This window comes from Streptomyces sp. NPDC048623, from assembly GCF_040650755.1.
Classification (GTDB): Bacteria; Actinomycetota; Actinomycetes; order Streptomycetales; family Streptomycetaceae; genus Streptomyces.
In genome coordinates this window covers 64,811-84,945 of sequence record NZ_JBEZHV010000019.1, presented here as the reverse complement: position 1 = coordinate 84,945, position 20,135 = coordinate 64,811, and the positions used below count along the sequence as shown (strand labels likewise).

The 20,135-nt window shown below is 72.2% G+C and carries 18 protein-coding genes, 1 tRNA gene and 1 pseudogene; 13 read left to right on the top strand and 7 right to left on the bottom strand.

The genetic code is table 11. The features are described 5' to 3' along the window. Window positions 1-226: 226 nt before the first annotated feature. Window positions 227-766, top strand: coding sequence for a bifunctional DNA primase/polymerase (locus AB0C73_RS25395; protein ID WP_362534401.1), 540 nt, complete (start codon window positions 227-229; stop codon window positions 764-766). Window positions 767-926: 160 nt separating this feature from the next. Beyond that, entirely contained in the window at window positions 927-1,511 is a 585-nt protein-coding gene (locus AB0C73_RS25390) for a hypothetical protein (protein WP_362534230.1), read from the top strand. A 286-nt stretch (window positions 1,512-1,797) separates the two neighbouring features. Here AB0C73_RS25390 and AB0C73_RS25385 read toward each other — a convergent pair whose 3' ends face one another. The 3 genes from AB0C73_RS25385 to AB0C73_RS25375 form a co-directional block, all read right to left on the bottom strand. Further along, complete coding sequence (locus AB0C73_RS25385) at window positions 1,798-2,784, bottom strand: DUF5926 family protein (protein WP_362534228.1); 987 nt, start codon at window positions 2,782-2,784, stop codon at window positions 1,798-1,800. Between the two features lie 257 nt (window positions 2,785-3,041). Beyond that, window positions 3,042-3,656: an ATP-binding protein gene (locus AB0C73_RS25380; protein ID WP_362534226.1), complete on the bottom strand. Its 615-nt coding sequence runs from the start codon at window positions 3,654-3,656 to the stop codon at window positions 3,042-3,044. A gap of 141 nt (window positions 3,657-3,797) precedes the next feature. Beyond that, a complete protein-coding gene (locus AB0C73_RS25375) occupies window positions 3,798-4,622 on the bottom strand; it encodes a glycerophosphodiester phosphodiesterase (protein ID WP_362534224.1) in 825 nt (274 codons plus the stop codon). A gap of 184 nt (window positions 4,623-4,806) precedes the next feature. On the opposite strand from AB0C73_RS25375, the gene AB0C73_RS25370 reads away from it, so the two are divergent. From AB0C73_RS25370 to AB0C73_RS25360, 3 genes are all read left to right on the top strand, one after another. Next, window positions 4,807-6,276 carry a trypsin-like peptidase domain-containing protein gene (locus AB0C73_RS25370; RefSeq protein ID WP_362534222.1) on the top strand — a complete coding sequence of 490 codons (1,470 nt, stop codon included), beginning with the start codon at window positions 4,807-4,809 and terminating at the stop codon, window positions 6,274-6,276. 16 nt (window positions 6,277-6,292) lie between these two features. After that, complete coding sequence (locus AB0C73_RS25365) at window positions 6,293-7,024, top strand: hypothetical protein (protein WP_362534219.1); 732 nt, start codon at window positions 6,293-6,295, stop codon at window positions 7,022-7,024. A gap of 75 nt (window positions 7,025-7,099) precedes the next feature. Continuing rightward, window positions 7,100-7,184 (top strand) — tRNA-Ser (locus AB0C73_RS25360). Window positions 7,185-7,329: 145 nt separating this feature from the next. Here the strand turns inward: AB0C73_RS25360 and AB0C73_RS25355 are convergent. Then, the gene (locus tag AB0C73_RS25355) at window positions 7,330-8,118 is read right to left on the bottom strand and encodes a hypothetical protein (protein ID WP_362534217.1); all 789 of its coding nucleotides are present in this window, start codon (window positions 8,116-8,118) and stop codon (window positions 7,330-7,332) included. A gap of 405 nt (window positions 8,119-8,523) precedes the next feature. Beyond that, window positions 8,524-11,289, bottom strand: coding sequence for an FxSxx-COOH system tetratricopeptide repeat protein (gene fxsT / locus AB0C73_RS25350; protein WP_362534215.1), 2,766 nt, complete (start codon window positions 11,287-11,289; stop codon window positions 8,524-8,526). A gap of 118 nt (window positions 11,290-11,407) precedes the next feature. On the opposite strand from fxsT, the gene AB0C73_RS25345 reads away from it, so the two are divergent. Next, window positions 11,408-11,941 carry a hypothetical protein gene (locus AB0C73_RS25345; protein ID WP_362534214.1) on the top strand — a complete coding sequence of 178 codons (534 nt, stop codon included), beginning with the start codon at window positions 11,408-11,410 and terminating at the stop codon, window positions 11,939-11,941. Between the two features lie 25 nt (window positions 11,942-11,966). Beyond that, entirely contained in the window at window positions 11,967-12,578 is a 612-nt protein-coding gene (locus AB0C73_RS25340) for a hypothetical protein (RefSeq protein ID WP_362534212.1), read from the top strand. Window positions 12,579-12,896: 318 nt separating this feature from the next. Here AB0C73_RS25340 and AB0C73_RS25335 read toward each other — a convergent pair. Together AB0C73_RS25335 and AB0C73_RS25330 are read right to left on the bottom strand one after the other, a co-directional pair. After that, window positions 12,897-13,118, bottom strand: a pseudogene (locus AB0C73_RS25335) (toll/interleukin-1 receptor domain-containing protein); the annotation flags it as partial. 468 nt (window positions 13,119-13,586) lie between these two features. Beyond that, complete coding sequence (locus AB0C73_RS25330; RefSeq protein ID WP_362534211.1) at window positions 13,587-14,510, bottom strand: bifunctional DNA primase/polymerase; 924 nt, start codon at window positions 14,508-14,510, stop codon at window positions 13,587-13,589. Window positions 14,511-14,758: 248 nt separating this feature from the next. Between AB0C73_RS25330 and AB0C73_RS25325 the strand changes: the two genes are divergently transcribed. The 6 genes from AB0C73_RS25325 (at window position 14,759) to AB0C73_RS25300 (ending at window position 20,085) form a co-directional block, all read left to right on the top strand. Further along, window positions 14,759-15,064 carry a hypothetical protein gene (locus AB0C73_RS25325; protein ID WP_362534208.1) on the top strand — a complete coding sequence of 102 codons (306 nt, stop codon included), beginning with the start codon at window positions 14,759-14,761 and terminating at the stop codon, window positions 15,062-15,064. A 262-nt stretch (window positions 15,065-15,326) separates the two neighbouring features. After that, a complete protein-coding gene (locus tag AB0C73_RS25320) occupies window positions 15,327-16,514 on the top strand; it encodes an acyl-CoA dehydrogenase family protein (RefSeq protein WP_362534206.1) in 1,188 nt (395 codons plus the stop codon). After that, on the top strand, window positions 16,511-17,485 hold the full coding sequence (locus AB0C73_RS25315) for an OB-fold domain-containing protein (protein WP_362534203.1): 975 nt from the start codon (window positions 16,511-16,513) through the stop codon (window positions 17,483-17,485). Before AB0C73_RS25320 ends, AB0C73_RS25315 begins: the two co-directional genes overlap by 4 nt. Before the next feature lies 1 nt (window position 17,486). Next, window positions 17,487-18,482, top strand: a complete 996-nt coding sequence (locus AB0C73_RS25310) for an acyl-CoA dehydrogenase family protein (RefSeq protein WP_362534200.1) — start codon at window positions 17,487-17,489, stop codon at window positions 18,480-18,482. After that, the gene (locus AB0C73_RS25305) at window positions 18,479-18,922 is read left to right on the top strand and encodes a MaoC family dehydratase (protein ID WP_362534198.1); all 444 of its coding nucleotides are present in this window, start codon (window positions 18,479-18,481) and stop codon (window positions 18,920-18,922) included. Before AB0C73_RS25310 ends, AB0C73_RS25305 begins: the two co-directional genes overlap by 4 nt. Next, window positions 18,919-20,085 carry a lipid-transfer protein gene (locus AB0C73_RS25300; protein WP_362534196.1) on the top strand — a complete coding sequence of 389 codons (1,167 nt, stop codon included), beginning with the start codon at window positions 18,919-18,921 and terminating at the stop codon, window positions 20,083-20,085. The genes AB0C73_RS25305 and AB0C73_RS25300 overlap by 4 nt, the downstream gene beginning before the upstream one ends. Window positions 20,086-20,135 lie beyond the last annotated feature (50 nt).

Here is a 20,135-nt window from a genome sequence, read left to right as displayed (position 1 = left end):
GTCGGCCCGGGCCCGGGCGGCGCGGACGGGCGGTCTGTGGGCGGCGGTGGCCGCCGGGTCGCTGTCCGGGGCGTTGCCGGGGTCCGGGACCCGGGCCGGGTCCGGGGCCGGGTCCGGGGCCGGGTTCTTGTCCGGAGTCCTGTCCGGAGTCCTGTCCGGGGCGGCGCGGGGCGGCTCCTCGTCCGGCTCCTCGGGCTTCTCCGGCTCCTCGTCCGGCGGCGGGTCGCTGCCCGCCGTCGTGGGCTGCGCCTGTCCCGATCCCCAGTGCGTCGTGCCCGGCGCGCACCCCCTCGACCCGGGGCTGCTCGCGGCCACCACCGACGCCCGCATGATCCGCTGGTGGTGGACCCGCCGCCCCGAGGCCCCGGTCCTGCTCGCCACCGGCGGTCGCGCCCCCTGCGCGGTCAGCCTCCCGGCCGTCGCCGGCGCCCACGCGCTCGCCGCGCTCGACGCGCAGGGCATGCGGCTCGGCCCGGTCGTGGCCACGCCCACCCGCTGGGCGATCCTCGTCGCCCCGTACGGCCTCGAACGGCTCGGCGAACTGCTCCACACCAAGGACAGCGTGCCCAGCTCGCTGCGCTTCCACGGCGACGGCGGCTATCTGCCGCTGCCGCCCTCGGCCACCGGGACCGGGCAGGTGCGCTGGGAGCGCGCCCCGCTCGCGGGCTCGGCCCGGCCGTGGCTGCCGGACGTCGAGGCGGTCGTGGACGCGCTGGTCGAGGCGAGCACGAGCATGCCGGGCGGCGGCAGCCGGCTCGCGTACTGAGCGGTGGCCCGAGGGGCGGGCGTTCACCCGAACGGGTGCGGAACGGCCCGCCATCCAGCAGAAACGCGCGCGCGGCCGGCCGGGAGTCCGCCGGCCGCGGCTATCTTCGCCGGAGGATCCGTTCGGGAGGATCCGTTCCCGAGGAGCAGGTGAGCCGACGATGGGGCGCAAGAGTGGGCGCAGGACTCCGGCACGCATCAGTCCCGCGCGCCTGCGCGCCCTGGGGCTCGGCGCCGCCGTTCTGATCGCCGTGCTCGTGCCGGTCGTGGCGGCGGCGGGCCCGGCAGGCGACAGGGACGGGGGCGGAGGCGGCGACGCGAAGCCGAAGGGGCTGCTCCAGGATCTGGGCGGCCTTGACCTGGCTCCGTCCCGTACCGAGGAGACGGCGGACTCCTCCGTCACCCGCTGCGGACCCGAACTCGCCTCCCCCGACGGCGTCGAGGCGCAGACCTGTGTGGTGGCCGAGGGGCCGGACACCTGGGCGCGTACGTACTACCGCAACGCGACGGGCCAGGAGCTCGACGCCGTCCTCACCCTGATGGCGCCCGGCGGGCGGACCGTACAGGTGAGGTGCGCGATCGCGGCGCGGGACGAGCCGGGGACGTGCGAGACGCCGAGGGAGCGGGGCCGGGGCGCGGCCGAGGCGCACACGGCGGTCGCGGAGTTCGCGGGAAAGGGCGAGGACGGCAACGCACCGCTGCTGCTGCGCTCGGGAAGCAACACGGCGGAGCCGGAGAGCAGTTGAGCCGCCGAGGGGCTCCCGATGGGCAGCCGAGTGGCGGACGAATACGGAATTCGATCTTCCGGACCGCCGACCGGATCATGAACGCATCGGTGTCCGGGCATGAGAACGCCCGATCGCTGGCGACGGGGGATGCACCAGCGACCGGGCTTCAAGAACGGTAACAAGAGATTGGCCGTTCGCAAATTCGATCTCGGTTATTCGGACAGGGATTTAGCCCTTCCGAGGGCGACTTGTGGCGGACATCACCGACTGGTCGGTCTGTCAGTCACGGATACCACCCCGGGTATCAGCTGAGCGTCACCTGACGGTTGGTGAGACCGCCGCGCGCCCGGCGCTCCTCGATGCTGAGCGGAGCGTCCGAGGCGAGCGCCGCCGCGAGCCGCTCGGCGAACTCGGCGGCCGGCTTCTCGCAGTCCTCCGCCGTCATCGAGGTCGGCAGGTCCCACACCGGGACCATGAGCCCGTGTGCGCGGAACGAGCCGACGAGGCGGGTGTCGGCGCCGAGCGAGGAGGTGCCGGCGGCCTGCAGCCGGGCGAGCGCGTCGAGCAGCTGCTCCTCCGGGTGCGGCATGACCCAGCGCAGGTGGTTCTTCTCCGGCGTCTCGCACCAGTACGCGGAGTCCACGCCGGCCAGCTTCACGGTCGGGATGGCGGCGGCGTTGGCCCGCTCCAGGGAGGCGGTGACCTCGGGGTTGGAATTGTCCGCGGACTCCGGAATCCAGAATTCGAATCCCTCGTGCACGACCGGCGAGAAATCGCCGTCCGCGTCGAGCAGATCCTGAAGTCGCGGACCCTCCGCCGGTACGCGGCGGGGCGCGACCGGCGTGCCCGGCTCGGCCACCAGGGCGCGCTCCAGGGTGTCGGCGAGGTCGCGGCCGAGGTCGCCGGAGGACGAGTCGTTCTGCAGCGCGAGCAGCACGGAGCCGTCGTCGCGGCGCAGCGCCGGCCAGGCCATCGGCAGCACGGTCGCGAGCGTCACGGACGGCACGCCCTCGGGCAGCCCGGCCTTGAGGGTGAGCGGCACGGTCGCGGCGGGCACCAGCTCGCGCAGCGCGACCCAGTCGCACTCGCCCGGCAGGCCCTCGAAGGGCCGCTGGACCAGCTCGGTCCCGGCGTGCGCGGCGGCCCGCCCGTGGCACGCCTTGTAGCGGCGACCCGAACCGCAGGGGCACGGCTCGCGCGCGCCGACGACCGGGATCTCCCCGTTCGTGACCTGTGCCTGGCCGGTGCTTCCGGCCTTCGCGGGCTTCGTCTGGGGGCGCTTCTTGGCCATGGTGTGGCTTTCTCCCGATCGCGGCGGTGCTGTCTCGGGCGCGAGCCTAGCCGTCCGCGGTCCCCGGCGCGGGGAGGCCGGTGCGGCTTCCCCCGGGAGGGGTGGGGAGTCCCTGAGGCCCGGGCGGTCCGGGAGGTGCGGGCGGCCTTGGTGGTCCGGTCGGCCCGGTAGGTGCGGGAGCGAGGTGTGCGGGGCGCGCTGCTCCCCGTACACCTCGCGGACCCCGTTCGTCCTGCCCGCCTCGTACGCCTGGTACGTCATTCCAGGTCGTCGTACGCGTCGAGGAACCCGAGTCCGAGTCCGAGCCCGGAGCCGCCGCCGACCCGGGCGGCGAAGTCCTCGCCGCGGTGGCCGCCGGTGACCTGGACCCAGACGGTCACCTCGCCGGTCGCGCTGTCCCGTACGCCCCAGTCCTGGGCGAGCGCGCTGATGATGTTCAGCCCGCGGCCGCCGTGGGCGGTGACCGACGGGGTGGCCGGAACGGGACGGGTGGGACCGCCGCCGTCCGTGACCTCCACCGTGAGCCCGCCGGACCGGTCGATGCTCCAGGCCGCCCGTACATCTCCGTCGCCCATGTCCGCGCGGCCCAGCGGTCTGCCGTGCCGGCAGGCATTGCTCAGCAGTTCGGAAAGGATCAGTACCGCGTCGTCGACGACCGAATCGGCCATTCCGCTGCGGTGCAACTGCTCCCGCATCCGGTGCCGTGCCTCACCCACGCCCGCAGGGCCATGGGGTACGGCCATGCTCGACGACGTGGGCACTTCCTGTGCCACCACCAACGCCACCCCCGAGACCTCCTTTGCCCCACGCCACGTGGTGAATGCCCCAATGGCCTGGACCGGAAACCGGCCAGTACGCCTCCGGTGACGCACTCGTGACGATCGCGTACGTCCCGAACGCGCCGGGGCACACCCCGCACCCGTGTGGTGGCCGGGGCAAAAGGGACGAGAGTGTAGGAAAGCGGTCCGAGAGTTACGGTCCGGGAGTTGCGGGTTGGGAGCTGCGGGCCGGGGTCAGGCGCGGCCGAGGTGGGCGAGGACCTGCTTGGGCCGGTTGGTGATGATCGCGTCCACGCCGAGCCGTACGCACAGCTCCACGTCCTCCGGATCGTCCACGGTCCACACGTGGACCCGGTGGCCCGCCTTCTGGAGCCGCAGGATGACCGCCGGGTTGTGCCGCACGATCCGGACCGAGGGGCCGGCGATCCGCGCACCGGCCGGCAGCCCGCCGACCCGCAGCCGCGGGGTGACGAACTGGGAGAGCGAGACGGTCGGCATGCTCGGCGCGGCCTTGGCGATGCGGTACAGCGAGCGCGCCGAGAAGCTCATGATCCGTACGGCCGACTCCTCGGGCGTCGCCGGCTCGGCGAGGCCGAAGCGGCCGAGGAGCTGGAGGAGCTTCTCCTCCACCTGCCCGGCCCAGCGGGTGGGGTGCTTGGTCTCGATGGCGAGCTCGATCCGGCGGCCGGCGTCGGAGACCAGCTCCAGGAGGCGTTCGAGGGTGAGGACGGAGGTGGCCTCGGGGTCGCCCCAGTCGGGGCTCTCGCCGGACTCGTCGCGGCCCTTCCAGGTGCCGAAGTCGAGGGCGGCGAGGTCCGCGAGCTCCAGGGCGGAGACGGCGCCGCGGCCGTTGGAGGTGCGGTTGACGCGGCGGTCGTGGACACAGACGAGGTGCCCGTCGGCGGTGAGCCGGACGTCGCACTCCAGGGCGTCGGCGCCGTCCTCGATGGCCTTCACATAGGCGGCCAGGGTGTGTTCGGGGGCGTCCTCGGAGGCTCCGCGGTGGGCGACCACCTGGACGGGGAGGCGGCGGGTCGGCCGCTGCGGTGCGTGGGTCACCGCGACATGGTACGGGTGTCCGTTATAGCCCCAAGTAAACAATGGGGGTCGGACGCACAGCTCCGGCTTACAGTGGCCTGACGTGCTGTGGGAAAAGCTGTTCGCAGCACCATCGTCACCACCACCACCACGTCACCACCACCATTCCACCGCGACGGCCTGCGCAGTGAACGAGGAGAGAGCTGTGAGCACCGAGAACGAGGACGAGGGCACGGAGGTTCCGGCGGTCCCGGCGGCTCCTGCGACTCCGGCGGCTCCTGCGAACCAGGCGGAGCAGGCGGACCCGGCCGTCCCTGCGGAACCGGCCACCGCGTCGACCCCTGCGGCGCCTCCCACGCCTCCCACGCCTTCCGCGGCGACTCCCCCGCCGGCAGTGCCCGAGCCGGACACGGCCACCATGCCCGTCGCTCCCCCGGTGGTCCCCCCGGTGACTCCTCCGTCGGCTCCGGCCGCCGGCGGCTGGCCGCCCGCCCCGCCGGTGACCCCGGCGTGGGGCGCGCCGCAGGCGGCGCCCGGCCCGGAGGCCCCGCGCAAGCGCACCGGCGGCCTGGTCGCGGCGGTCCTGGTCGCGGCGCTGGTGGCCGGCGGAGTCGGCGGCGGCATCGGCTACTGGGCGGCGTCGCAGCGGGACGGCGACTCGACGGACTCGACCACGGTGTCCTCGGGCGAGGCCCCCTCCTCCTTCAAGCGCGACCCCGGCACGGTCGCGGCGGTCGCGGCGAAGGCGCTGCCCAGCGTCGTCACCATCCAGGCGAAGTCCGGCGGCGCGGAGGGCGAGGGCGGCACGGGCACCGGCTTCGTCTACGACAAGGAAGGCCACATCGTCACCAACAACCACGTGGTGGCGTCGGCGGCGGACGGCGGCACGCTGTCCGCGACCTTCTCCAACGGCAAGACGTACGACGCGGAGGTCGTCGGTCGGGCCGAGGGCTACGACGTGGCCGTCATCAAGCTGAAGAACGCGCCGTCGAACCTGACGCCGCTGCCGCTCGGGAACTCCGACCAGGTGGCGGTCGGCGACTCGACGATCGCGATCGGCGCGCCCTTCGGCCTGTCGAACACGGTCACCACGGGCATCATCAGCGCCAAGAACCGCCCGGTCGCCTCGGGCGACGGGGGCGGCGGCAAGAACTCGTACATGAGCGCCCTGCAGACCGACGCGTCGATCAACCCGGGCAACTCCGGCGGCCCGCTGCTCGACGCGAGCGGCGCGGTGATCGGCATCAACTCCGCGATCCAGTCGGCGGGCAGCGGCTTCGGCCAGTCCCAGGCGGGTTCGATCGGCCTGGGCTTCGCGATCCCGGTCAACCAGGCGAAGAACGTCGCCGAGCAGCTGATCAAGACGGGCAAGCCCGTCTACCCGGTCATCGGCGCCACGGTGAACATGCAGGACCACGGCGAGGGCGCCGTCATCGCCGACACGGGCTCCGCCGGCACCCCCTCGGTCACCCCCGACGGCCCCGCCGCCAAGGCCGGCCTGAAGCCGGGTGACGTCATCACCGCCTTCGACGACCGCCAGATCGACAGCGGCCCGACCCTGATCAGCGAGATCTGGACCCACAAGCCCGGCGACACGGTCAAGCTCACCTACGAGCGCAACGGCAAGCCGACCACGGCCACGGTCACCCTCGGCGAACGCACGGGCGACAGCTGACCTAGAGTGCCTCGCCATGGCGAGACATGACGAGACGATCCCAGACCCGCTTCCGGAACAGAAGCGGGTCTGGCCGCGTAACGCGGCCTGGGCGCTGGTGGCCGCGGGCGCGGCCTTCCTCGCGCTGAAGCTCACGGGCACGGGCGCCCCGGAGGACGAGACCGCGACATCGGCCACCCCTGCCACCCCTGCCGCTCCGGCCCCGACCACCCCGGTCGCATCGGCGCCGGCCGCGTCCCGCCCGATGATCCCGCTCGCCGAGGCCTTCCCCGCCCGCGTGCCGGACGGCTCGGGCGGCCACTTCACCAAGGTCGGCGCGGCCGTCCTCGACTCCTGCAAGGAACCCGACTCCGTCGGCCCTCGCCTCGCGGCCCTCATCGACGGCACCAAGGGCTGCGTCGGTGAGCAGGTGGCGCTCTACAAGGACGCCGAGAACAACCAGTACAACATCGCGGTCTTCACGATGAAGGACCCCGCCGACGCCGTCCACGTGGTGTCCCAGCTCTCCGTGGCCTTCGACGACTACCAGGTCGGCGCCCAGGCCCCGCCCCCCGGCTCCGGCCTCCGCACCCTCCCCCCGACCAGCGGCATGGTCCAGTCCTTCGCCGGCGTCGGCCGCTCCATGACCGTCGGCCTGGCCCAGTGGTCCGACGGCCGCACCGCCGACTTCCAGAAACTCGTCGACCAACTCGCCCCCCTCCAGAACGCCGTCACCCACCACGTCGGCACCTACGAGACCACCTCCTGACCCGCCACCCGGCCATGCCCCCGCCCTCCAGCCGGTAGGCTGTTGCCCGCCCCGCGCCAGGTGAGGCGGGGCGAGGGTGGGTTGCCCGAGCGGCCTAAGGGAACGGTCTTGAAAACCGTCGTGGCGAGAGTCACCGTGGGTTCAAATCCCACACCCACCGCTTGCAGGTCAGAGAAGCAGCAGGTCAGAGGGCGGGCCCCGAAATCCGGGGCCCGCCCTCTGCATTCCCCCTGTCTCACCCTGACTCGCCCGTATCCCGGTCCTGACCAGCGCGTGCGGGCCAGTGGCGGGCCAGGATCGGCGACTCAGCCGCCGTTGAGCCCCTGCTCGATAAGGGCGTTCGCCTTGTCCTGCTGCCCTCGCAGGATCTTGGCGTAGAACCGGAAGAGGACGGTGAGGCTGTGCCCAGCCCGCCGGGCGACTTCCACCGGATCCACACCGGAGTTGATCCACAGGGACACCCCCGCGTGCCGGAGGGAGTACGGCACATCGACGAGCGGCTTCTTCGCCTCCGTTGCCGACAGAGCCTTGAGTCGGGCGGAGTCCCAGAGTTCGCGGTATTCGGTCGACCGTACGCGCCCGCCCATGGCCGCGCGGAACAGCCGACCGTCGTCGGCCACGCCGTACCTCTCCTTGTGCTCCCGCAGCATGGCGGTCAGCACGGGCGGGATGGGCACGGACCTGGTGGCCGTTCGCGCTCGGCGCTTGAGTCCGCGCTGCTCGTACGACTTCCCGTCGTCCGTCCATCCCGATCCGACCTCGGGCCGGCTCCCGGCGAGGACCAGCTCGCCCCACCCCTCCTTGGGCAAGGTACAGTCCTCGGCGCGCAGGGCCGCGATCTCCAACGGCCGCATGGCGGCGCAGTACAGGCAGCCGAAGAACGCGGCCAGGTGGTCGCCGCGCTGGCTGAGCTGCCGGACGGCGTCGATCAGGGCGCCGGCCTGCTCCGGGTTGGGGACGTAGCGGAAGTCGACTTCGTCGTCCTTCTCCGGTGCCGACCAGTCGACGCGCCCGAGGGGGTTGGAGGTGAGGGTGCCACCGGCTGACGCGCTAGGTGGGGTTTGTCGGGCTGCGCGCGAGGCCAGCAGCGTCAATCTGCGCGCGGTTAAAGGTTCCTTCCTCATCAAGGCCCACGAACGGCGCGGGCTCGAGCAGCCTCGGCGGCGCGGCCAGGCAGCCCATGGGCCGAGGCGGCAAGTTGCCCCACACCCCACGGGACCAGCTCCACCGCCAGCCGTGAACGTGCCCAGTCCTCGTTAGTAATCGCCAGCACCAGCCCGAGGGCGAGCAGTCCGCCAGGCGCCAGTGCTGCGTCGGTCACGGAAAGTGCCGCCCATCCCAAACGATGCCGACGACACGATGTACGAGGACGACGCAGGGTTCGCTATATGGCGACGCCGGAGCGGGTGAACCCCGCAAGCGGTGACAGGTGGGGCTGAGCACTGCTCCGGGCTCTTCTTGCACCCTCATGCGCGTCAGCACAGCAAGCATGGCTTTTTTTAGCGGCGCTTCCGCCGCTTCCTGCGCTGCCCTGCTTTACCACCAGAGGCGCGCAGCTTCTGGGCTTCAAATGGTCTGCCCAGGGCGGTGAGAACCCAGGCGAGGTTGTCGGCGGAGGTCAGGGTGCGGGGGTGCTGATCGCCCAGGGTTCGGCGGCTTCTGGCATGAGTGTCCCTGAGGAGCTGCTCTGCTGCCGTGAACCGTCGAAGTTCGGCAAGGGTTTTGCCGACGTTGTTGGCGGAGGTGAGGGTGTCGGGGTGGTCCTGGCCCAGGGTGCGTCGGCGGCGTTCGAGGGTGTCCTCGTGCAAGCGGCGTGCCTCCTCGTGTTCCCCGAGATCATTCAGGATGCCTGCGAGGTTGTTGGCGGAGGTGAGGGTTTCGGGGTGGTCCTGGCCCAGGGTGCGTCGGTGACGTTCGAGGGTGTCCTCGTGCAAGCGGCGTGCCTCCTCGTGTTCCCCGAGATCATTCAGGGTGCCTGCGAGGTTGTTGGCGGAGGCGAGGGTGTCGGGGTGGTCCTGGCCCAGGGTGCGTCGGCGGCGTTCGAGGGTGTCCTCGTGCCGGCGGCGTGCTTCCTCATGATTCCCGAGCCTGCCCAGGATGCCTGCGAGGTTGTTGGCGGAGGTGAGGGTTTCGGGGTGGTCCTGGCCCAGGGTGCGTCGGCGGCGTTCGAGGGTGTCCTCGTGCAAGCGGCGTGCCTCCTCATGATTCCCGAGCCTGCCCAGGGCGCCTGCGAGGTTGTTGGCGGAGATGAGGGTTTCGGGGTGGTCCTGGCCCAGGGTGCGTCGGCGGCGTTCGAGGGTGTCCTCGTCCATGCGGCGCCCTTCCTCGTACTCCCCGAGAAGGTCCAGGGCGATGGAAAGGTCGTTGGCGGACTTGAGTGTGTCGCGGTGGTCCTCGCCCAGCGTGCGGCGCCGACGTTCAAAAGCGTCCTCGATGATGCGGCGCGCCGCCTCATACTCCCCGAGATTGATGGTGGCATGGCCGAGGTATTGCGCGATGCCGAGCGTGTGGGGGTGGTCCTCGCCCAGGGTGGTGACCCAGAGAGAGTGGAGTGTGGCGGTCAGGTCGCGGCCGACGCGGGCCTGTCCGCTCTCGCAGAGGTAGTGGGCAGCCTGGATGAGTGTTTGGTGCACTAGCGGGTGCTGGGCGGAGGTGTGCAGGCGGGCGATGAGGTGGGAGGTCAGGGCGGCCCAGGTCGGCCAGTGGACCGGGTCCACCGCGTCGCACGGCGCGATGGCGGCCAAGAGGGTGGTGACGTCGTTCTCTGCCGCGGTGGTGTCGGATTCGCTGGTGTGGTCGCGGACGATGGCCTGGGTGAGCCGGTGGATCTGGAAGGTTTCGTGGTCGACGCGGGCCAGGCCGGAGCGGGACAGGTGCTGGAGTGCGGTCTGGGGCCACATGAAGTCGTCGGGGTCGACGGTGAGCGTGGCCAGCCGGCCGCGGGTGGTCTCCAGCCAGGCGGTGGGGACGGGGTCAGGGCCCAGGAACGCGGCCAGGCGGAGTAGTTCGGCGTCCCGGGGGTGGTTCTCGGTCAGGCGGGTGGTGGCGATGTCGACGGTGGCTGCCAGGTGGGCGGGGTAGCCGGGCGGACCGCCGTTGGCCATGAGCTGCGCGGTCTTGTCGGTGAGCAGCTGGCGGTAGCGGTCCGGGGTCATGCCGGTGGTGATGACGCCAGCGGCCTGGGCCAGGGCCAGGGGAAGGTCGCCGAGGTCGGCGGCGAGGGTGTCGGCCTGCTGTGCGGGGATGTCGGGGATGCGGGTCGCCAGGTAGGCGACGGAGTCGCTGCGGGAGAACACATCCAGGCCGTGGCTGGGGACGAGGTCCTTCCAGCCGGAGTTGCGGGAGGTAATCAGTACGTGGCCGGGGCCGGCGGGCAGCAGGTTCTCGAAGTCGTCGGGGTCGTCGGCGTTGTCCAGGACGATCAGCCAGCGCTCCCGGGTGCGCAGGTGGTCGAGCAGGGTGCGGGTCGTGTGGTCGGTGCCCGCCCCGGGGGCGGCGATGCCCAGGCGTGCGGCCAGTTCGGTGTAGTGGGCGGGGATCTGGTCGGCCTGTTCGGCGTCGATCCACCACACAGTGTCGTACTGGCTGGCAAAGCGATGGGCGTATTCCAGGGCGAGCTGGGTCTTGCCGATCCCGCCCAGGCCGTGAAGGGCCTGCACCACCGTCTGCCGACCGCCCAGCAGCTCCTCCCGCACCCGCGTCATCGCCGTCTCGCGGCCGGTGAAGTGCGGATTGCGGCGCGGCACGTTCCACACCCCCGGCACGCCGGCGCCGCCGGGCAGTCGCGGACGCCCGCCGCCCGCGTCCTTGCCTGCCGCCGCTTTTGCCATGCCGGGGAACGGCGGAGGTGCGAGCGGGCCGGTGGGGCCGTCGACTGCCTCCCGCAGTGCAGTAATCGCGTCCTGCTCGTCCAGCCCGTGCAGATCCCTGCGGATCACCGCAGCCAGGATGTCGGGGACATCGCCGACATGGAGGGGCTCGACCGTCAACGGCACGAGCCGCCGCCGACGCCCGACGACGGACGTCCACTCCTCACGCGTCCAGCGCGCAGAATCGAAATAGTTGTTGGAGAACAGCGCCACCACGGCAGTGGCGCGCTCCAGGGCCTGGTCCATCCGCTCGACGAAGTTGTCACCGGTGCGCCAGTCCCACACGTCCAGCTCCACGCGGTGACCGGCCTCCCGCAGATGCCAGGCCACCCACTCCGCCCAGGCCCGGTCTGCTCCGGCATAACTGACGAACACCGACTCCGCTGCCCCCGACATGGCCTGTCCCCCTCCCGCGCGCCCCCGCCCCGCGCCCGCCGCAGATAGTCCACCCATGATCCGGCATATACGGTGGGCCCAGGGCGTGAATCCAGAAACCCGGTCACAAGGGGGCAGCATGGTACGGGCACCGAAGAGCATCGACGTCAAGCTCAACCTGCACGTGGTGGAGATCTCCGGCACCTGGGAGCCCAACGACACTGAACGGCGCGCCGCCTGGGAGCTCTACGTCGAGCTGGTCACCCGCGTCTCCGTCGTGCCGCTACGAGCCGACGAAGGGCTGCTGCGCGAAGCACTGAGCAGCCTCTACTCCCTGTTCACCACCACCCGGGACGTGCTGCGCACGTACGGCCCGGAGGTCGCCGAGCCCAAGAAGAACAGTCAGTACAACTTCGGCTACCTCTCCGTGGCCATGCTCAACTACAGCATCCGCCCCCTGCTTGCCACCTGGCACCCCGCCCTGGAGGACTGGGAGAACCACCGCCCCGCCGACCGCTCCCGCCGCGACCACGAACAGGCATGGCCCCACGCCGGCGAACTGCGAGCCGCCCTGAGGGAGACGCGCGGAGCTCTGACCGCCTACGCCGACCTCCTCGCCAGCGCCTGCGGCGTCCCCAACCTCCTCGAAGCCGTACCAGCCGAAACCCCGTAGACGCGGAGCACCGCCTCATCACGTAATGGAGCGTGCCGTTCTGCGCGCGGGCCAGGCTGAGCCGGGTGACGGCGCTCAGCAGGGCACCACCGGTCAGGCGGGTGGCCAGAGCCTTGGCCACGGGTGGGGAAGCGGTGTCGGGCAGATGGCCGGCGCAGGTGGTGACCGGGAACGGCTCCGGCGCCAGCAAGGTAAGCGCGGACAGCAGGGCGGCCGCGCCGGGGTGGTCGGCGGCCAGGCGGGTGGTGGTGAGGCGGACCTGGGCGGCCAGGGAGACCGGATAGCCGTCCGGGCGGCCCTGGGTCAGGACCTCGGCGGTGCTGCGCGCGAGTTCGGCGATCAGGTCGGTGCCGGACAGGCCGCCGGCCAGGAGGGAGGCGGCCTGGGCCAGAGCAAGCGGGAGATCGTCCAGAGTGTGGGCGATCCCGTCGGCGTCGGTGTCGTCCAAGGCGCCGCCCTGGGAGCGCAGCAGGGCGACGGACACGGTACGGGGGAGGACGTCGACGTCCAGAGGGGTGGCGTGGGTGTTCCAGCGCGGGTTGCGGGAGGTGATCAGCACATGCCCGTTGCCGCCGGGCAGATATTGGGCCAGGGCCTCGGGGTCCTCGGCATTGTCGAAGATGAGCAGCCAGCGTGACCGGGTGCGCAACTCACCCACCAGCGCGGCTACCGCCTCCGCGGCAGGTGTGTCGGCGGGTGTGGCACCGGTGCGGGCGGCGAGCTGGGGCAGCTGGTCGGGGATGAGGGCCGGATCCTCGGCCGCGATCCACCAGGCAGTTCGTACTCGCCGGCGAAACGATGCGCGTACTCGATGGCGAGCTGGGTCTTGCCCACCCCACCCCGGCCGTACAGCGCCTGCACGGCCACCCGGCTGCCTGCCGCCAACTCCTGACGCAATTGGACCAGCAGGTTGTCGCGGCCGGTGAAGGACGCATTGCCGGATCGCTGGCGCCTCCACCTCGGCGACACGAACCGGAGTGATCTTCTCCTTCATCGCCAGAACAGCCGTCCACTCCGGCGTGGTGAACCGCTCCAGTTCGAAGTAGGCCGGGGAGAACAGCGCCAGAAACCGGCCCCGCTCCAACGCGGCGTTCATCTTCAGGACGAAGTTGTCCCCCGAGCCCCAGTCCCAGTAGTCCAGCTCAACCTGGTGTCCGGCGTCGGCCAGCTGCCAGGTGACCCACTCCGCTCACGCCCGATCCGCACCCGCATGACTGACGAACCACACCTCGCCAGGCACCGCACTGCTGCTCATCCCGACCCCCGCAACACGCCAAACCGGACACCGAGGCTAGGACCCCTGACCCGAACCGCACACCCTTCAGCCACACCCCCAGACCCTTGATGCCCGCCCCCACCCGAGCGCCGAACTCGTGTGACATTCGTTGGCCCTTCGGAGTACTGCGGGCCATGCGTGGGCCAGCGTGTGGGAGGCAGGGGCTCGTGGGCGGGAAAACCCCAGCTCAGCGCGGTGTCGCATGGCGAGATCGCGGCGGCCTTGAAAACCGTCGAGGCAGCGATGTCTCCGTGGGTTCAAATCCCACACCCACCGCGCGACACGAACGGCCCCTGCCCGGGACATCCGGGCAGGGGCCGTTCTGTTGCCGACTCCGGTGTCACTGGCTGCTGTTGGAGTCCGGCAGGTCTACTCCGCGGGGTTCTCCGGGGACCGAGTCGCCGCGGGGGTTCGCGCCGCGGGGGTTCGTGCCGTGATCGAGGCTGCCGAGGTCAGGGTCGCGTGGATCTCGGGGGATGGGAGGCCGGTGGTCAGGGCGGCGTCGGTGAGGGCGGCGAGGAGGGGCGGGGGGTTCGGGGACTCGTAGGCGCGGCAGGCCGCCCAGAACAGGCGGGTGTTGCGCTGGCCGCGGGGGGACGCGAGGACGAAGTCGACCAGGGATTTCGGGGATGCGGGCGCCGTACGGCCCGGAGGGGGGTCCGCGCGGCGGGGCGGTGGGGGCGCCGTCAGGGCCAGGAGGGTCGGCGGGCACGGGGCCGGGGAGAGGTGGGCCGTGCCCGGGGCCAGGCGGTAGGTGCCGCGCGGGGTCGTCGAGCCCGGGCCGACCAGGTAGCCGCCGGCGCCGCGGATGTCGACGCCGGGCGCGAGGCGGCTCGCCGAGTTCGGGACCACCGTGTCGGGCGGGCCCGTCAGCCAGAGGTGGCGGCCGCCGGAGGGTGTGAGGACCGTGACCGTGGGCGGCACCGTGAAGCCGTGCCGCCGGGCCAGCGCGTCGAGCGCCGCCACCCCGTCCGGCCCGCCCTCCCGTACGTCGAGGTCCACGCCGATCAGCCGGTGCGGCGCCCGCCCGCACGCGATCCCGTACCCCGTGGCCCAGGGTGCCGCCGCGAACAGGGCCCGTACCGCCGCCGGATCCGTCGTCGCGTCGTACACCCCGTGCCCCGGCCGCCCGCACTCGCCCCGGCAGGGCACCGGCCGCCGTTCGCCCCGGTGCGGCGAGCGGAGCGCGGGGAGCTTGGTGCGGGACAGGGGGATGACGGGGAGCCCGCGCTCCGCCGCCGTCAGGGCGTGCGCGAGGGCCAGGGCGGCGGTCTGCCGGGCAGAAGCGGCCATGGCTTCATTTTCGTACGCAAGTTCGAAAATGGGAAGAGGGGGAAGGCGCGTACGCCGAGGGGGTTTATCGACTTGTCCTCACGCTTGCGAGGGAATCGACCACTCCGAGGTGGTTCGCCGGGGATTCGGTGGGCAACTCTGGTCTCGCGACGTCGAGCACCACGACCGGGGCGGTCGGCCAACTTCCCTGGTCACAGCAGTAGTTGAGGCAGTTCCGTTGACGCAGTCCAGTTCCTGGAGGAACACACATGGCAAGCATCCGTACCGCCCGCGTTCTCGCCGCTGTCGCCGCCCTGCCCCTCGCCGCCGCGCTGTTCGCGGGGGTCGCGCAGGCCGACAACGGTGGATTCGCGAACGACGGATCGAATGCGAGCGTCGCCACGATCATCGGCAGCGGTGTCGCCGGCAACAACAGTGGCAACTCCACCACCACCCAGCAGGTGGCGACCGGCTCCGGCGCCTCCAACCAGAACAACACCGCGAGCGTGAACGGCTCCGCCCTCACCCACATCGACCAGGACAACGCGGTGGTCAACTTCTTCCCGTGGTGGTGACCGGCCCGACGGGGGAGTGCACGGGGGGGGAGTGCACAGGGGGTGAACGGCGGCCCGCCCGGCGGTACTTCGGTACCGCCGGGCGGGCCGTGCTCATGTTCCGGAGTCGTTGCCGAGCCGTTCCCCCCTCCCCCAGTTCCCGTTCCCGTTCCCGTTCCCGTTCCTCCGGGCCTTCCCGTTCTTCGAAGCCTTCCTTGACAGCAGACGCGCCTCTGACTGAATCTGACGGACAGTCAGGAATCTCAACGAGAGGCCCGTCGCCGTGCACCTCGCCCCGACCGAACGGCAGCTACGGCTGCGCGCCGAGCTCCGCGCGTACTTCCGCGACCTGATGCCCGACGGCCCCCCGCCCGCCGCCGACGCCGCCACCGCCGACACCACCGCCCAGCGCGCCCTGCTGCGCCGCATCGGCGCCGACGGGTGGCTCGGGCTCGGCTGGCCCGAGGAGTACGGCGGCCAGGGCCGCGGGCCCGACGAGCAGTTCGTCTTCTTCGACGAGGCCTATCGGGCCGGCGCCCCCGTCTCCATGGTCACCCTCAACACCGTCGGCCCCACCCTCATGAAGTACGGCACCGCCGAGCAGAAGGCTGCCCTCCTCCCCCGCATCCTGCGCGGCGAGACCGTCTTCGCCATCGGCTACAGCGAACCCGAGGCCGGCACCGACCTCGCCTCGCTCAGGACCAGGGCCACCAGGGACGGCGACTCCTGGCTCGTCGACGGGCAGAAGATCTTCACCTCCAACGCCCAGAACGCCGACTGGATCTGGCTCGCCTGCCGCACCGCGCCCCACCCCGAGACCCCGCGCCACCGGGGCATCTCGATCATCCTGGTCCCCACCGACGCGCCCGGCTTCTCCTGGACGCCCCTCCACACCGTCGGCGGCCTCACCACCACCGCCACCTACTACGACTCCGTCCGCGTCCCCGCCGGCAACCTCGTCGGGCCCGAGAACGGCGGCTGGGGCCTCATCACCAATCAGCTCAACCACGAACGGGTCGCCCTCGCCGCCATCGGCATGCAGGCCGAGGACTTCTACGAGGCCGCCCTCCGCACCGCCCGCACCCCCGATCCCGACACCGGCCGGCGCCGGATCGACGAGCCCTGGGTACGGCTCCGGGCCGCCGAGGCGTACGCCCGGCTCGCCGCGACCCGGCTGCTCAACTGGCGCCTGGTCGCGGACGTGGGGGCCGGGCGGCTCGCGCCCGGCGACGCGAGCGGCGTGAAGTTCGCCGGCACCGAGTCCGCCGTCGAGGTCTACCGCATGTGCCAGGAGATCGCCGGTCCCGCCGCGCTCGTCCGCGACGGCTCGCCGGGCGCCTTCGACGGCGGCGAGCTCGAACGCATGAACCGCGCCGCCCAGATCAACACCTTCGGGGGAGGAGTGAGCGAGGTGCAGCGCGAGATCGTCGCCACGATGCGGCTCGGGATGAAGGGGAGGGGGCGGAGATGAGCACCGACGACTCCGACGCGCTGTACGAGGCGCTCAAGGGCTTCGAAGGGCGCCCCACCTCCTCCGCCTCCGTCGGCAGGGACCCCGTCAACGAGCCCATGATCCGGCACTGGTGCGAGGCCATGGGGGACACCCATCCGGCGTACGCGGGGCCCGACGCCATCGCGCCCCCCACCATGCTCCAGGCGTGGACCCTGGGCGGGCTTTCCGGACATCCCGCCGACTCCGCCGACTCTGCCGACTCCGCCGACTCCGCCGACGGAACCCGCCGCTCCTCCGCGTACGAGGAGCTGTCGGCCCTCCTCGACTCCGCCGGCTGCACCTCGATCGTCGCCACCGACTGCGAGCAGGAGTACGTCCGTCCCCTCCGCCCCGGCGACACCGTCACCTTCGACGCCGTCATCGAGTCCGTCTCGCCACGCAAGACCACCAGGCTCGGCACCGGGCACTTCATCACCACCCGCATGGAGATCCGCGCCGACGGCGAACTCGCCGGCACCCACCGCTTCCGCGTCCTCAAGTACGCCCCCGCCGCCAAGACGGCAGAAGCGCGCCAAGGGGACCCCAAGCCCCTCCGGCCCCGGCCCGTCGTCAACCGCGACAACGCCGGCTTCTGGGCGGGCGTCGCCGAACACCGCCTCCTCGTCCAGCGCTGCGCCGAGTGCGCGACCCTCCGCTTCCCCTGGCTGCCCGGCTGCAACGCCTGCGGCTCGCGCACCTGGGACACCGTCGAGGCGAGCGGCGCGGGCACCGTCTACTCGTACGTCGTCATGCACCACCCGCCCTTCCCCGCCTTCGCCCCTCCCTACGCGGTCGGGCTGATCGAACTCGCCGAGGGCGTACGGATGATCGGCAACGTCGTCGGCGTCCCGTACGACAAGGTCCGCATCGGGATGCCGGTCCGGCTGGAGTTCCAGCGGGTGGACGACGACCTCGAACTGCCCATGTGGCGAGCGGGAGTGGAGGACTGACATGGACTTCGAACCCACCGAGGAGCAGGCGGCCGCCCGCGACCTCGCCGCCCGCCTCTTCGGCGACCTCAGCACCCACGAGCGGCTCAGGGCCGCCGGCACCGGCACGGACGCCGAGCTGTGGAAGGCGCTGTGCGCGGCCGGTCTCGTCGAGGCCGTCGAGGAGACCGGACTGCTCGGTCTGGTACTGCTCGCCGAGGAGCAGGGGCGTACGACGGCGCAGGTGCCGTTCACGGCGAGCGCGGTGTACGGGCTGCTCGCCGTCGCCCGGCACGGTACGGACGAGCAGCGCGCCCGGCTGCTGCCCGGGCTGCGGGACGGTACGACGGTGGTGACCGGGGCACTGCTCCACGGCGGGTGGATCCCCTGGCTGCGGGACGCCACCCACGTCCTCGTGGCGGACGAGACGAAGGCCCTCCACCTCGTCCCCGTCGATCCGGACGCCGTCGAGCCCGTCGAACTCACCGCGCCCTGGTCCGCCGGGCATACGGCTCTCCTCCCCGCCTCCGGGGAGCGGATCGGCGGCCCCGGACCGTACGCGTACGAGGACGTGCTCACCGCCGCCCGGATCGCGTTCGCCGGGCTCCAGGCGGGGGTCTGCGCCGGGTCGCTGGCGCGCGCGGTCGCGTACACCTCCGTCCGCGAGCAGTTCGGGCGCCCGCTCTCCTCGAACCAGGCGGTCCAACTCCGCGCCGCCGACGCCCACATGGACACCGAGGCGATCCGGGTCACGGCGTACGAGGCGGCCTGGCGGTACGACCAGGGCCTGCCGGTCGCCGAGCACGCGCTGACCGCCGCGTGGTGGGCCTCCGAGGCGGGCAAGCGGGTCGTGCACGCCGGACAGCATCTGCACGGCGGGACGGGGGCGGACCTCGACCACCCCGTGCACCGGCACTTCCTCTGGGGGCGGCAGCTCGACGCGTACCTCGGCTGCGGCACCGAACTCCTCGCCGAACTCGGTGACGTGATCGCCGAGGGAAAGGGAGAAGCGCGATGACACCCGGTGACGAGCTGGAGCCGCTCGCGATCCCCATCACCCGCACCCTGATCGTCGCCGGGGCCATCGCCTCCCGCGACTACCAGGACGTGCACCACGATGCCGAACGGGCCAGGGAGAAGGGCTCCCCGGACATCTTCATGAACATCCTCACCACCAACGGCCTGGTCGGCCGCTACGTCACCGACCGCCTCGGCCCGACCGCCGTCCTCCGCAAGGTCGCGATCCGGCTCGGAGCCCCCAACTACCCCGGCGACACGATGACGTTGACCGGGACGGTCACGGAGGTCGCGACGGACGACGACGGCACCACGGTGCACCTGAAGGTCGTCGGCGCCAACGGCCTCGGCCACCACGTCACCGGAACCGTCGTCGCGGAGATTCCCGTCGAGATTCCGGTCGAGATTCCGGCGGAGATTCCGGTGGAGGTCCCCCGATGAGCCTCCGCTCCCCCGACGCGCTCGGCGGCCGCGCCGCCCTCGCCGGCATCGGTGCCACCGAGTTCTCCAAGGACTCCGGCCGCAGCGAGCTCACCCTCGCCGTGGAGGCCGTGCACGCCGCCCTCGACGACGCCGGGCTCGTCCCCGCCGACGTCGACGGCCTGGTCACCTTCACCATGGACACCAGCCCCGAGATCACCGTCGCCCAGGCGGCCGGCATCGGCGAGCTGTCCTTCTTCTCCCGCGTCCACTACGGCGGCGGCGCCGCCTGCGCCACCGTCCAGCAGGCCGCGCTCGCCGTGGCCACCGGGATCGCCGAAGTCGTCGTCTGCTACCGGGCGTTCAACGAACGCTCCGGCCGCCGCTTCGGCTCCGGCGTGCAGCGACGCGAGCCGTCCGCCGAGGGCGCGGCGCTCGGCTGGCAGCTGCCGTTCGGGCTGCTCACCCCGGCCTCCTGGGTCGCCATGATTGCCCAGCGCTACCTCCACACGTACGGGCTCACGCCGGAGGCCTTCGGGCATGTCGCCGTGACCGACCGCCGCCACGCCGCGACGAACCCCGCCGCCTACTTCCACGGCAAGCCGATCAGCCTCGCCGACCACGCCGCCTCCCGCTGGATCGCCGAGCCGCTGCGGCTGCTCGACTGCTGCCAGGAGACCGACGGAGGGCAGGCGCTCGTCGTCACCTCCACCGAGCGGGCCCGCGACCTGCGCCGCCCGCCGGCCGTGATCGTGGCCGCCGCGCAGGGCGCCGGGCGCAACCAGGAGGCGATGACCAGCTTCTACCGGGACGGGCTCACCGGCCTGCCGGAGATGGGTGTCGTCGCCCGGCAGCTCTGGCGCACCTCCGGGCTCGCGCCCGGCGACATCGACGTCGGCATCCTCTACGACCACTTCACCCCCTTCGTGCTGATGCAGCTGGAGGAGTTCGGCTTCTGCGCGCCGGGCGAGGCGGCCGCCTTCGTGGCGGCGGACGCGCTGCCCCTGAACACCCACGGCGGGCAGCTCGGCGAGGCGTATCTGCACGGGATGAACGGCATCGCCGAGGCCGTCCGGCAGGTGCGTGGCAGCTCCGTGAACCAGGTCCCCGGCGCGGCCCGGACGCTGGTGACGGCCGGCACCGGGGTTCCGACGTCCGGGTTGATCCTGGGCGCGGACGGCTGACGCGACCGCCCCAGCGGTGGCCGCGTGCGGCGGGGCGCCTTTCACTCGCG